At 31.2% G+C, this 14380-nt stretch carries 10 protein-coding genes and 1 pseudogene; 3 read left to right on the top strand and 8 right to left on the bottom strand.

Annotation, left to right across the window (positions count from 1 at the left end; translation table 11 throughout):
* Position 1: 1 nt before the first annotated feature.
* Complete coding sequence (locus tag KHA90_RS10605; protein WP_213299009.1) at positions 2-1900, top strand: UvrD-helicase domain-containing protein; 1899 nt, start codon at positions 2-4, stop codon at positions 1898-1900.
* A gap of 132 nt (positions 1901-2032) precedes the next feature.
* Here the strand turns inward: KHA90_RS10605 and KHA90_RS25365 are convergent.
* The 6 genes and pseudogenes from KHA90_RS25365 to KHA90_RS10580 form a co-directional block, all read right to left on the bottom strand.
* Positions 2033-2128: pseudogene (locus KHA90_RS25365) on the bottom strand (transcriptional regulator); the annotation flags it as partial.
* Positions 2129-2130: 2 nt separating this feature from the next.
* Positions 2131-3003 (bottom strand): toxin-antitoxin system YwqK family antitoxin, encoded by an 873-nt coding sequence (locus KHA90_RS10600; RefSeq protein ID WP_213299007.1) that lies wholly within the window; start codon positions 3001-3003, stop codon positions 2131-2133.
* Positions 3004-3006: 3 nt separating this feature from the next.
* Positions 3007-3786, bottom strand: coding sequence for a hypothetical protein (locus KHA90_RS10595; protein WP_213299005.1), 780 nt, complete (start codon positions 3784-3786; stop codon positions 3007-3009).
* Between the two features lie 266 nt (positions 3787-4052).
* Positions 4053-4445 (bottom strand): helix-turn-helix domain-containing protein, encoded by a 393-nt coding sequence (locus tag KHA90_RS10590; protein WP_213299003.1) that lies wholly within the window; start codon positions 4443-4445, stop codon positions 4053-4055.
* 470 nt (positions 4446-4915) lie between these two features.
* Positions 4916-6244 carry an SWIM zinc finger family protein gene (locus tag KHA90_RS10585; protein WP_213299001.1) on the bottom strand — a complete coding sequence of 443 codons (1329 nt, stop codon included), beginning with the start codon at positions 6242-6244 and terminating at the stop codon, positions 4916-4918.
* A 6-nt stretch (positions 6245-6250) separates the two neighbouring features.
* On the bottom strand, positions 6251-9343 hold the full coding sequence (locus KHA90_RS10580; protein ID WP_213298999.1) for a DUF6493 family protein: 3093 nt from the start codon (positions 9341-9343) through the stop codon (positions 6251-6253).
* A 1099-nt stretch (positions 9344-10442) separates the two neighbouring features.
* Between KHA90_RS10580 and KHA90_RS10575 the strand changes: the two genes are divergently transcribed.
* Both KHA90_RS10575 and KHA90_RS10570 read left to right on the top strand, forming a co-directional pair.
* Entirely contained in the window at positions 10443-10961 is a 519-nt protein-coding gene (locus KHA90_RS10575; protein WP_213298995.1) for an RNA ligase 1 family protein, read from the top strand.
* A 375-nt stretch (positions 10962-11336) separates the two neighbouring features.
* Positions 11337-11867: a hypothetical protein gene (locus KHA90_RS10570; RefSeq protein ID WP_213298993.1), complete on the top strand. Its 531-nt coding sequence runs from the start codon at positions 11337-11339 to the stop codon at positions 11865-11867.
* A gap of 101 nt (positions 11868-11968) precedes the next feature.
* Here the strand turns inward: KHA90_RS10570 and KHA90_RS10565 are convergent, their stop codons facing one another.
* The gene (locus KHA90_RS10565) at positions 11969-13747 is read right to left on the bottom strand and encodes an AMP-dependent synthetase/ligase (protein ID WP_213298990.1); all 1779 of its coding nucleotides are present in this window, start codon (positions 13745-13747) and stop codon (positions 11969-11971) included.
* Between the two features lie 177 nt (positions 13748-13924).
* Positions 13925-14356, bottom strand: coding sequence for a hypothetical protein (locus KHA90_RS10560; RefSeq protein WP_213298987.1), 432 nt, complete (start codon positions 14354-14356; stop codon positions 13925-13927).
* Between the last annotated feature and the right edge of the window lie 24 nt (positions 14357-14380).

Here is a 14380-nt window from a genome sequence, read left to right as displayed (position 1 = left end):
TATGGATGCATTCAAACAAATAGTAGAGCATATTGAAAACAAAAAAAGTTTTGTTTTAGAAGCAGGGGCAGGGTCTGGGAAAACTTATACACTTATACAAACTTTAAATTATTTAATTGAAAATAAGGGAAAAGATATTCGATTTAATCATCAAAGAATAATATGTATAACTTATACCAATGTGGCAAAGAACGAAATTATTGAGAGGTTAGAACATAATCCGTTAGTTTTAGTTTCAACAATACATGAATTTTTATGGGATTGTATTAAACCATATCAAAAGCAATTAAAAATAGAATTATGTAAGCTAAATGAAATTCATTATAGCGAAAGAATTCTTAAGAAAGCTACTTTAAAAGGTGCTCAATTAGCAAAATTTGAAATTAAATATATTGCAAATTTATCTGAAAGAATTTTAAATATTGAAGAAATTAAATACGAGGATCCTGCATTTCAAGATTTCGAAAAAGGACTTTTGCATCATGACGATATTATTATCTTGGCAAAAATGATGTTTGTAAACAATATTTTGCTTACAAATATTTTAGCGCAAAAATATCCTTTTCTATTAGTTGATGAATATCAGGATACTGCAAAAGAAACTGTAATAAGTTTAATAGATTTTTTATTAGAAAGAAATAAGGGTAGAATTATTTTAGGTTTTTTTGGTGACTCCCATCAAAAAATTTATGATTCTGGAATAGGAGATTTAGAAAAATATTTTGATTTAGAAAATGAAGCCGGTAAGAAACTTGAATTAGTTAAGAAAGAGGAAAATTATCGTTCTTCTATTGAAGTTATTAGATTATTGAATAATTTCAGAAAGAATATTAAACAGGAACCTCAGACAAAATTAAAAGGATCTGTTAAGTTCATATATTGTAGAAATTATCCAAAGAAAGAAATTAAAGGTATTAATGATAGAGTTAAAGACGAAGGTGTTACAGAATATGAGAAAAGAATTGAGCCTTATAAAAATAAAAATTACGATAAAGTTTTAACTAAATTAAAGGAAAATAAATGGAATTTTGATGATGATAGTGACGATAAAATATTAATTATTACAAATAGCAGAGTCGCAAAAAGGGCAAAATTCGAAGCTTTATATCAAATTTTCAGTAAAAGATATGGACAAAGAACGAAAGATCAATTGTTAGATAGAAATCATTCTTTTATAAAATATTTAGTGGGATATATTGATAAAAAAACGTCCCAAGAACGAGAGGTTGGAATAGAGCATTTAATATATTTTTGGAAAATAAAAAATTATAATGAAGTGTTTCGATTTCTTAAAAAAAACAGTAGCTTTTTTAATGGAAATATTTTAAAACATTCGCATAAAATTTTAATTACAAAAATAATAGAAGAATTAATTGAAGTTCGGAAAACAAAAACGGTAAAAGAAGTTTTTGATTTTATTGAACAAAAGAGTGTTCTTTTAAAATCATCTGGATTAAATAAATTATTAGAGCGAGTCTCTGTGGATTTAACAACTTTAGAAGATGACAATGAAGATAAAAAAAGAACAGAGCGAGATAAAGAGTTTGTTGATGATTTTATGAATTTGCCATATTTAGAAATAATTAATTTTTTTGAGCATAAAAAAAATAATACTGTGTTTTCAACCAAACATAGTACAAAGGGCGAAGAATATAGAAATGTTTTGACTGTAATTGATGATACTGAATTTAAAACAGATTACAATTTTCAAAATTTTTTCAATGATACAGAAGAAAAAGAAGATCGAAAAATTAGAACAAAAAACTTATTTTATGTTGAATGTTCGAGAGCCAAAGAAAATCTCATTGTGTTAGCTTTGTCTGAAATGTGTGATAGCGCATTAAATAATATAAAAAGTTGGTTTGGAGATGAAAATGTAATTGATATTGAAAATTTATAATTTATAAAAATGTTCTATAGAAAACTCAAGTAATAAAAGAGTATAATAGTGCTATCATCATTAATAAAACCAAAAAAAATGCGCAATTCTCATTGCGCATTTTATATATAAAAAATTCTCTCACCAAGAATATTATTTCCCTTTAATCAATTTTTCCATAAATTCAACTTTTTCTCTTTCAACCTGAACCAAACGTTCGTAAAGTTCCACAACTTTATCAAGAGAATTTATCAAAGCGAAACTTCTTCTATTAGTTTACCTTTTTCGTCCCATTTTGTAAAAGTGTTTTTTACCTGATCGCGAATAAAATTAACTTTTCCGTTTTCGTAATAAGCTTTATAAAAAATATCTTCTTGATTTTTTACTTCTCTTTCATATTTTAGATTTCCATTACCATAATAAGCATAGGATTTCCCATCCGGAATTCCGTTTACAAGATTCTCGAAGTGTGAAATTTTTCCATTGTTGAAATAGCAAATGATTTTTCCGTTATATCTTGTATTGTCTTTAAATAAAATCTTTTTTTTATAAAGTCCTGTAAAAACCAAATCGCCATTTTCATTAAAATATTCTACGTAATATTCATCTTTTATTTTTTGTGTATATTTTTCCATTAAGTTGCCATTAAAGTAATGATAACTTTGCGATACGTTTTCTATGTATTTAAATTTTGGCTTTCCATTTACCCAGTAATCAGTCGATTCTTTTGTGTCATTATCATACTGTTGTTCCAGACTTCCGTCTTCTCTAAAACTTGTGTTTTTTCCTATTTGCGTTCCATTATTATCATATTTACGAATCCATTTGGGTTTTCCGTTTTCGTACCAATCAGTAATTGTATCATAAAATTGATTATCATTTTTAATATTGGCAATTGATTTCTTTTTTCCCGATTCGTAAAATCCAACTATACTATAATCTGATTTTGCTTTGTAAAAACGTAATGTTTTTATTTTTTTACTTTCATAAAAAATAGTGTCGATTACATTATAATTTTCTTTATTAATTCCTATTGTACTTAATTCATTTTCAATTACTGTCTTTTTAGAACAACAAGAAAATAGTAAGCAAATTAATGCTGATACTAAAATATTTTTTTTCATTAATTAACCTTTGAAATTATCTAGTTTTTTTTGAAATTCTCTATTTTTATATTTCATTTCTTTCTCTGCTTCTTTACGATTATGTTCATTAATTATATCAATATCCTCTTTTTGAGAAGGATTTACAAGTGTATCTTTTATTTTTTTTTCGTGAACTACTGAATGATTTCCTCCAAAAACGTCTGTAGATTTATAATTATACAATGACATTAAAATCATTTCAGGATCAGATATAGTTGCATTTTTTGAAATTGGCGGCTGATTATTAGGAGTGCTATATTTTAATCTATTTTCAAACTCTAAAAGCCACGGATTCATCATTGATGAATTTGGGAATAATTTCCCTAATAAATAACCTAAATCCAAACAAGTATTAAAGTCATGTCCGGGGGCACTAAAAGATCCGGAACCTCTATCGTTTCCTAAATTCCCACTTCCTGCAATTGGGTCGCCACCATATCCAAAAATTCTTATACCATCGCTGGTAGCTAATTTTGCTATTAAATTTGTTACTACAACTTCACTCAATTGTGTTGCTTTTGTCCAGGTACCATCTCTGTTTCCTCGATAAATTGTATTTTCTTTACTATCAAAATAAAGTTCTCCTTCAAAAGCTATTCTGTTTGGACCATCAGTAAAGAATTTATAATCAGAAGAAAAGAGACTTTCGTGGCGATTATTGCTTTTTCGGGCTTCCAGCATTTGTCCTGTAGCATCTTTTCTTTCCCAAAAATCGTCATTATCAAATGGACTTCTATTTTTCCCGAATCTATATCTAAACATAATAAAAATTGTTGGTTTATACTAATCTTGACATTATTGTAAAATAGAATATTTCTTATGTTATTCTGCATTTCAATAATTTAATACGTGTAAAAATACTACAAAATAATTTATTAAGCAATTTAAAATACGAAATGTTTATTGGTAAATAAGAAATAATCTAAAAATAAATAAGATATAAACCAATAACTTCTGAATATAAAAAACAAAAAAAATGCGCAATTCACATTGCGCATTTCATATATAAAAAATCCTGTTTTCAAGAATTATTTCCCTTTCATCAATTTTTCCATAAATTCAACCTTTTCTCTTTCAACCTGAACCAAACGTTCGTAAAGCTCAATAACTTTATCAAGAGGATTGAAAGTGCAATTAGCAGCATGTATAGCACCATTATTAGCACTATTATCATAAAAGTTATTAAAGAAATTAAAAACAGATTCTTCCGTAAAATTTTCAATAGCTTCTACTGTTACGCCAAGAGCTTTTGCAATTTGCACTAATTTATCAAAATCTACAGTTTCGCTGGTTTCAATGCTGGAAATAGTCTGCTGGCTTGTGCCAATGGCATCAGCAAGTGCTCCTTGTTTCATGCCGCGAAGTTCTCTTATTCGGCTGATATTTCGGCCAATATTTCTGGGTCTGGTTTCTGTGCTCATAATTCAAAGGTATTTAAAATTCTTTAAAAAAATACTCATCAGTAAAAAACAAGATTTTTTTGATAAAATACAATTTTCGTTGTTTTTTGTGTCTGTAAATATATGCTTTTCTTACTTTAATCAGAATAGTATTTTACAGGTAAATACTACAATAAATGTTTTGTAACTTAGTAGCCTAAATATAAAAGCGAGTGAATTATAAATTAACATTTGAGGAAAGAGCCAAAATTGGAATGGAGCTACTGGCGAAACAACGTCCCGTAACTTTAGAACAAGCAAGGGCGCAAGCAAAACGGCTTAGCGAAAACAGTACATCAAAAGTGAAGAAAGGACTTTAATAATTAAATAAAAATAAAAGTAACAATCAAAAAAATCCACCTAAATCCGCGTTTTCGCGAAAGCGAATCCGTAAAATCCGCGTCCCCAAATCGCCCCAACATTCAGGGCGATTTTAAAATAAAAAGCAAACATCAGGAAATCATCATCTTCACTCCCAAAATATGCTTACAAATCCCTCTTTTGCCCTGATAAGCCGTAAACCAGTCGCAAGTACATCTTTGCGAAGTATTGTCGATAATCACTTTATGTAAAACGCCCGAACCTTTTACTTTGGCTTCGATATAATTGGCTCTTCGTTCGACGATTTCGATATCTTCGTTATCGATTAGTTTTTTGGCATTTTTAAGTCTTGGGTTGAGCGATAAAATACGTTCGGTTTTAAAAGGCAGACGGCGATAGAAATGCGCTTTTTCGCTTAAATCATAACCCAATAATCCCATCGAGGATAAATTCGAAGTCAGATTGTCCATCGTGCCAAAATCGATATCATTTTCGATAGAAAGCATGGTTGGGTCAAACGTTTCATTCGATTTCAATAAACTGTTCAAACCGTAAACCCATTCTAAGGGTAAATTTTCGGTCATGGTTTCGAGTACATTTCCTTCGCCTGAAAATCCGCGGTACGAATCCGGAGAAAAAGCCATTAAAAGCTGCATTTTTCCAAATTCGGCGACAATCGCACAAGTTTGTTTGTCTGACGATTCGTAGATGAAAATTTTTTCTACAATTGCCAGAATCCCTTCTAACAAACGCAAACGCTGTACGCCGCCAATTCTAACACTATCGGCTGTTGCCAAAGTCGAAAACATAAATTTCCCGGCTCTTTTGGTGATGAAAAAATCACCTTTGACAGTTCCTTTTGGCAAACTCTGAAACAATTGAATCGTCTGGATTTTATTCAATTCAAACTTCACATCCATATCGGCCAGATACAACTGTACGCTCGTTAAACCTTTTATCCAGCGCATGGGCAAAGTCACTTTTTTCTCTGTCACTTTTGCTTTGCTGGTAATCACCTGAACATCCTGCTGACCAACGGCAAGGGTTACTTTTTCGTTTTTCTGAATCGCATTTAAGGCATTCAGCATTGGGTCATTAAAATCGACATTCGTGGTTCCGTTGGCAATAAATTCTCCGTCGATCGCTTCTGGTTTCATGTCCAGTCGCACATAAACGCCATTGCAGGACGAAAAACCTTCGAAACGCAATCGCTCAGATCCCGCCGAAACAATAGGATCGCGCAAACTTGGCGGAATAGGCCCGAAACTCGAACTAACGACTTTGGCAATCGTAGTCCAGCATTTTGCGGTAACATAAGGATCTGTCAAACTTCCCCAGAAAAAACACGGAATGTTATTGACTTCTTCAATTTCTGTTTGATGTGCTAAAACCAGATTGTTGATGCCTTTCGATTTACTGTAGGTCGAAATTCCTTTATAATTATATTCGAGATCTGTCATTTTTCTTTATTTTAAAATTTGCTTAATCAATGATTTAAGCGATGCGTTATCTTTCCATTGTTCAAAGAAAACACTTGCCTGAGCAGATGGTTTCTGATTGGTTTTGGTCAAAATATCAAGATAGTTTTCTACTATTTTCTTAAAACTTGTTGGTAATTTTTCTTTTAAATCCAGGTTTTCGAAAAATGAATTTAGTAATTGCAATAATGCATTATTATGCAATGGCGAAACATCTTTTATGGCAATTAAAGCATCTGCCATTCTTAAAAACACGCCATATTTTTCAGAAGTTAAAAAACCTAATTTCTCAGCAAATGCGACAACATCGATAACTTGTTTTTCGATCAAATGAATCAAAACTTCTGAAGCCATTAAACGTAAATCTTTCTTTTCCTGAAAAAAACAACATGCATATAAAAGTAAACTAATAGCAGAGAATTGAAATTCAGGACGGTTTATGACTTCCAGAAACGCTTTTAAATCAGGTTTTGATCCATCGCCGGTTCCACAATTTTGCAATAAAGTTAATGCCAGTGCATCTGAATTTTGCGGTGTTAAACTGTGCCAGTAAAAAGTATTTCCTGCTGAATTTATCAAATAATCCCAACTATTAGGTCGCTGATAAACATCAACACTATATAATAAATAATTTGGAATTTTAGAATAATTCGGCAAGTCAAATCTCATTTCATACCAGGACGGAGTTCTTTCTTTTTCTTTAGTTTGATAATTTGTCCATTCGTTCCATTTCTCTTTAAATTGAACTTCAGGTTTAAAAGGAGCAACCACAAAGGGGATTTCTTTTAAATAGGTATTTTCAAATTCAGTAAAAGTATCATTAGGATAAAAAGTTCTTGCCGCAACCGCCCAAAGCGATAAGTTTCCGGTTTCCTTGGTCGTTTTTCCCATTGTTGCTAATAATTTCGAAAATAACGATGTATCATCTAATGCAACTTTATCATTTACGCCAAGACAAAACGATAATAATTGTTTTAATTCTCCCTGGATTTTATCTAATAACGGAATTGCTTCTGCAGTATTTTCTCTTGGCATACGAGCAATTGCAATGGCTAAATCGACAGAATCAATTTCTTCATTGGTACTTTGATATGCAATAATTCGTTCTAATAAAACCTTTGGTGCAACCCAATATGGTTGATGACTTGGAAAACAAAGTAAAGGCAAAACAGAATTAGTATCCATTTTTTGCTGTACTTTTTCAAGTAAAGGCTGCATTAATTGCACCGTATTTATTTTTGAATAGTGATTGACTTTACTATTAAATTTGTTATCGTAATTGGTAATTTTATTTTGTAAAAATGCCTTAATAAAATTTTTATGAACGCTTTCAAAATAGTGTTTCTGCAATTGTTTTTCATAAGGCTGCAATTGCACCGCATAATCTGCGGGAAACAAATCTCTCTGCGAAATATAAACATTCAACAGAATTTCTGAATCTAAAGTTTCATCAGAATTAATGAAATTCCCAAACTGAAAAACAACATCGTTCCAATCTTTTGGCAATTGAACTTCTTCTGTAAGCAATAACTCTTGTTGAGGTTCAAACGTATATTCTTCGTGAGCAGCATCATCAATAACCATACTATCTTCGTCTAAAAATAGCGTTAATCCTGATTTGATATTTCCCTGCATTAAAGTTACGTACGAGGATAATTTTTCTTTAAGCAGTTTATCTTTTACGTTCGCAATTTTGGTAATAATTTTTGTAGCACGTTCCTGCAAAGCGAGATCGGCAATTACATAAACATCTGCGATTATTGCGGCAATTGTTGCGCTAAGTTTAGGGTTTGCTTTGGTGATTTTTTCTAATATTGGCAATACATTTTTAATGGCGGCTTTGCAATCGCTTCGCATCATTAAAGGTTCGAGCCATTCCAGAAACGATTTGGTTTTGAATTTTGGATGATCATAGATTTTCTTCACCAATTCTATTCCGTAACTTGTTATTGGAGGATAAGGATTATGTAAATACGAGAATATATTTTCCTGATAAAGAATAAGTTCATCGGCAGTAACGTTAAATTCTTCGATTCTTTTTCTAAAGAAAGATTTCAGGTTATTGTTCCATTCTTTGGTTTGAATAAGAATCGCATTTTCGATAAAAAGCGTGCGATCCATCTTTTTATCTTCTAATAAAGATTTATAAATAACTGCCCAAGTCTGGAATTCATCGTGTTTTTGAGAATCATTTTCTCTGAAAAAACTGTTGTGCAAAATGGTTTCATAATTAAACAATTCCGGAATATCTCTTTGATAGGTTAGTTTGTCGCTTAATACATTATTAATGAATTGTCGTGTTTTCATCTTGGCGCGCCATTCATTAGTTGCGGCTAAAGCCAAAGCATATAATTCAGGATTAAATGGCAACAAATCCTGTTCTTCGAGTTTACGCAGCGTATGGTAATTGAAACCTACCCAATCTTGTCTTTTTACTTTATCTAAAATAAAAGTATCCAGCCAGTTGGGTTTTGCCCACAATAAAACATCAAGAACCTGAGGTTTTTCGTCTATTTCGTTTAATAAACTCAAAGCTTCATCCCAGGAATTAATATCCGTTTTGTCAAATAACGCAATGGCACTAAGGGTAATAATATCACTTTGCTTTTTATCGCCGCGGGTTCCCCAGCCATAATCGTGTTTGTCTTTTTTTACGTAACCCGGATCTTTGGTAAGATCAGTATACGTCATAAAATAACGTTTACTTTTCTTGATCAGTTTTTTTAGCGCTTCAATATTTCCTTTTGATTTTTCTTTAAGAAAAGGTAATAGTAAATCTATGTTTTTAGCTTTTATAATGGCGTCATATTCTTCTAAAACTGCATCAGAATTTGAACTTTTGGCTGTTTTTGGTTTTGAATCTACGGTAATATCACCAGTTTCTGAATATCCTTTTTTAACTTTTTCGGCGAGTATTTTTTCTGCTGATTTCAGGCATTCATCATCTGTAGAAAATGATTTGGTTTGAGAAGTTCCTGACGTTCCGTTTTTTCCATAAGTCACAGTATATTCTAATCCTGTAACTTCAATTTGCCAAAACTTGTCTGAATTTCCATCGATGTATTTGAGGTATTTTTTCATGGTATTTTTAGGACTGAATTTTAAAAAATAAAGCATGCGTATATTCTCAAAAATATAAAATTAATAAGGGATAGCAGGTTTTTTTAAGTGAAAATTTTGGTTAAAATTGTTCGTTATATTATAAATATTTCAGAATTAATTATTTACAAATGTTAAAATATATTAATAAAACTATTATATTTGCTCTATAAAATGGAAACAAAAAACATACATATCAACCTGTCCGCAAGAGAATATAGCGATCGTTTAGTGGTATTTATACCTACTAAAGGATATGGATGTGATATGTATTTAAAAAATTGAAAATGTAAATTGTAATTACATACTCAACATAAATATATAAAGCGTCCTTAACGGGGCGCTTTTTTTGTTTAAGAGCATTTTGTAAGCACTTTTTTAGCATCTTCGGAAGAGGGAAAATGTAAGAAAAAAGATTAAAAAATAAACATGACTAAAAATAATTAAAAAAATAAATAACCAAATGTTTAATGATTAAACCCCATAGCGAAATATAATCTTGAAAAGTAATCTGGTCAATAACAGTTATTTGATACAATCAAGAATCTGCATCACAATGCGGAGAGGAATTTCTATGAATTATTTTTAGTTTTAACTACTTGATTTTCAATAAAATAAGTTAAAAAATGATTTGGATAATTGAATTTTTTGACTTTATATTTGCATAAGAAATCTGTCAAAAGGATTTAAAACAACAACAATTATTTCAATATATATAATACAAAAAATGGATTTTAATAAATATAAATATAACGTACAATCGCTAATGTCGGGTTTTGAACTGGGATGTTTAACAATGCAGGTGCATGAATACAGGCAATAGGATAGTTATATCATGAAGCACCTTTAATCGGGTGCTTTTTTTATGTCTTGGAAAAAAGGGGCAGAGATTCAGAGCAAAGGTTCAAAGGCTCAAAGGGGCAGAGGAGCAAAGGGACACAGATTTTTTAGAATCTTTTTAATCCTTTAATCTGTGGCAAAAAAAAAATACGTTTAGTGCCTTTGCGGCAAATTTTAAAAAAAATATAAAATGAAAAAGATAAGCACATTATTTGTTAAAGACCCAAACAATTTAGCATGAGTGATAAACAAGATAAATGCTGAAAATGCATGGGTAATAAATGGCGAAGCAATCGCGACAAGAAAGTTTGACGGTACAGCGGTTGCCATTATTGATGGCGAGTTGTTTAAAAGATTTGATGCTAAAAAAGGCAGGTCGATTCCGGAAAACGCCATTTCGTGTCAGGAAGCAGATGCAATAACGGGACATCATCCGCATTGGGTAAAATGTGACCCTTCAAAATCATCGGATAAATTTTTCTTTGAAGGTTTTGATCGTTTAAAAACAAAAACAGACGGAACTTACGAATTATGTGGACCTAAAGTACAGGGGAATCCTGAGAAACTAGAAAGTCATTTTTTAATTAAGCACGGTAGCGAATTGCTTGATTTTGTAAGTTTAGATTTTGACAATTTAGAAAGTTTTTTATCAGAAAATGATATTGAAGGAATTGTATTTCACCATATCTCTGATAGCAGAATGTGTAAATTAAGGAAGTCAGATTTTGGAATTAAACGACTGGAATTAGAAGTTGTGTAAAACTGATGAAAACAATTTTGTATTGCGCAAAATAACTGCGCAGCGGCATTTGAACATTTGAATGTAGTACTTTATCAACTAGAGGAAACATTCGTGAAGTAAAAAAGAGAAATCAAAAGCAGTAAATGTGGATGATTTAATTAAAAAATAAAATTTAAGAATGAATCAAAAAATAGTTTTTATGTCAGATCAATATTTTGGTCCTATAAATATAATTAGGTTTAGTGAGTGTCTGTTTGTTTCGGTAGAAAAAACAGATGTGGAGCTCATTAAACGATGGAATGAAAAGGTAAATTCAAGGGATATTGTATGTAAACGATTCCCTGAAATACTTCTCTTTCCTGAGATTCCCAAGAATTTCTAAAAAGAAATATCATGCGTAACAATACATTACAAGAATATAAAAAAGCGATCAAAAATAAATATGAGATAGAGAAAGAACAAGAATACTTTGATTATTTGTATAGTCCGTCTCGTGGAAAACTGCGTGATTTCTGTTGGTTAATTTTCGAAAATAGCCCAACTCAGGATGACCTGAATGTTTTTAAAAATTTATTTTCTATGGATTTTGATCATACAAAAAAGAATAAGTTCAAGGAACAAAAAGATAAATTCAGACCTATTGAAACCTTCTTTAAAGGCGAAACAGACCCAATAAATATCGATGCAATTAATTTGGCGGCAATTATGGTTGATTTTCAACCGCGTCCTTTTAAAAAGTTCAATGAAAAGTATAGAATTGATGAAGCTAAACAGTTTGAAGTTACTGATAAGCCTAAAGCAGTTGTCGCAATAGAAAAAGAGATCACAGCAACTGAAAGTTTTGTGAACAATAAAAATGGAGCGTCAATAAAACATCCTAAAAAAGAAAATCTTTTCTTGAAATTTTGCAGCTACCTTTTCTAGAGAGATGGGGCAAAAAACAGGATCAATTAAAGAAAATCTTCGTGAAATTAAAAACGGCTGTCTTAAAAGGCAGCCGTTTTCGTTGGTTATATTATTTTGATTTAATTATGATCGTATATTTTAAGATAAAGATCTTTGTAAATTTCTTTAATAATTTTACGTTTCAGTTTCAAAGTAGGAGTAAGTTGTCCGCCATTAATCGACCAAACATCCGGAGTTAGCTCAAAACGTTTGATTTTTTCCCAATGACCAAATTTTTCATTGATTCCTTCTACTTCTTCGTCGATACGCTTGATAACATCAGGATTTTCGCTGATTTCCTTATCAGTGCTTCCTAAAGTTATTTTGTGAATTTTTGCCCATTCTTTTACAAATTCAAAATTAGGCTGAATAAAAGCTGCCGGCATTTTTTCACCTTCACCAATTACCATGATCTGCTCAATAAAACGCGATTGTTTCATTGCATTTTCAATCAATTGAGGCGCAATATATTTCCCTCCCGAAGTCTTGAACATTTCCTTTTTACGATCTGTTATTTTAAGGAAACCTTCGCTGTCAATTTCACCAATATCTCCTGTATGAAAATATCCGTCTTGTAAAGCTTCCGCAGTTTTTTCAGGATCTTTAAAATAACCCATCATTACATTAGGTCCTTTGCAAAGAATTTCTCCGTCTTGTGCAATCTTAACTTCCACATTGCGAATTACTTTTCCAACAGTTCCAATCTTGAAACCTTTATTTCTTTGATCGTTAACCGCAATTACCGGAGATGTCTCAGATAATCCGTAACCTTCCATAACAGGAAGTTCTGCAGCAGCAAAAACTCTCGTTAAACGAGGTTGTAAAGCAGCACTTCCAGAAACCAGTAATTCTAAATTTCCTCCTAAACCTTCTTTCCATTTACTGAAAATAAGTTTTCTGGCAATTTTTAATTGAAACTCATACCAGAAACCATTTGCTCCGTATGGCTCATATTTTAAACCTAAATCAATCGCCCAGAAAAATAGTTTTTTCTTAATGCCCGTTAATTCAGCTCCTTTTGCATAAATTTTATCGTAAACTTTTTCTAAAAGTCTTGGTACAGCCGTAATAACCGTTGGTCTTACTTCTTTTAAATTATCGCTGATTTTCTCAATTGATTCTCCAAAATAAACCGACACACCATAATATTGATAAATGTATAAAATCATTCTTTCAAAAATATGGCAAATAGGCAAGAAGCTCAAAGCAGTACTTTTTCCTGCATCAAACGGAATTCTTGGTGCGCTGTCTAAAACATTCGACACAATATTTTTGTGCGATAACATAACGCCTTTTGGTTTTCCTGTAGTTCCGGATGTGTATATTATAGTAGCTAAATCATCTTCGGTAATGCTGTCTTTTTTAGCTTCAACTTCAGCCTGATTACTTTCATCAGATCCTAAGGTCAATAATTCTGACCAATGTCTAGCGCCTGCAATCTCATCAAAAGTAAACACTTCTTTCAAAGTTGGTACATTTGCTTTAATTGCATTTACTTTTTGAAGTACTTCATCATCAGAAACAAAACAGTAAATACTACCGCTATGATTTAATATATATTCGTAATCTTCTTCGGAAATTGTTGGATAAATAGGCACGTTCTGTGCACCGGTTTGTAAAATACCAATATCCATGATATTCCATTCTGTACGATTGCTTGAAGTGATTAAAGCTATTTTATCGTCTTTTTGAACGCCCATGCGTAATAATGCCCTTGAAACAGCATTAGCTTTTGCAATATATTCCTGGCTAGATGTTTTTTCCCAGACTCCATTTTTTTTAGTTGCTAGTGCAACCTGAAGGTTATAAGTTTCTTGTTGATAATAAGGAAAATCAAAAAGGCGTGTGATTGAAACCATGTTTAATATATTGAATTTTACTGCAAATTAAATAAAAATAAGGTATGATTCTTAATTTTATCAAAATTTATGGGAAAAATTATAGGTACTATTGAAATTCTACGAAAACGTTTTCTTATTTGTAGTAAATGTTCTAAAAAACCAAGAAAAATTTATTTTGATTTAGGTCTTTTTAAATTATTGTACATTATAATCAACATAATCTCGTACTCTTTCACCCATTAAAAACATTTTTTTCTTGGCAAAATGAATTGAAAATTGAGAATAATTCCACTTATCGCTATCATTTGTTCTGTACCAAAATGTATAAGTAGCACTATTGAATCCTTCCTTAAAAATTGGAATTCCTTCATCTGTACATTCAATTCCCCAGTTGATCTTTGTTTTTGTTAAATCATCAGCCTGAATAACACCCGTTCCATCAGGATTTAATATAGTACTTGGTGCTTTTTGTCCTGTTGGGATATATGTCCCGGATGCAGGATAACCAATAGTTGTAGTAATAAAATGATCGCGGCCATTGTAGGCAATTTGGTCAACTTGAACTTGTGAATGAGATTGTGTTGCAACTAAAAATAACGTGATAAGTAATACATGTAAAGATTTCATTCTATAGTAGGATTTAGTGTTTTT

It is taken from the genome of Flavobacterium psychroterrae, from assembly GCF_018380615.1.
Lineage (GTDB): Bacteria > Bacteroidota > Bacteroidia > Flavobacteriales > Flavobacteriaceae > Flavobacterium > Flavobacterium psychroterrae.
Note: the sequence above shows the minus strand (reverse complement) of the source record. Positions and strands in the feature narration are given on the sequence as shown.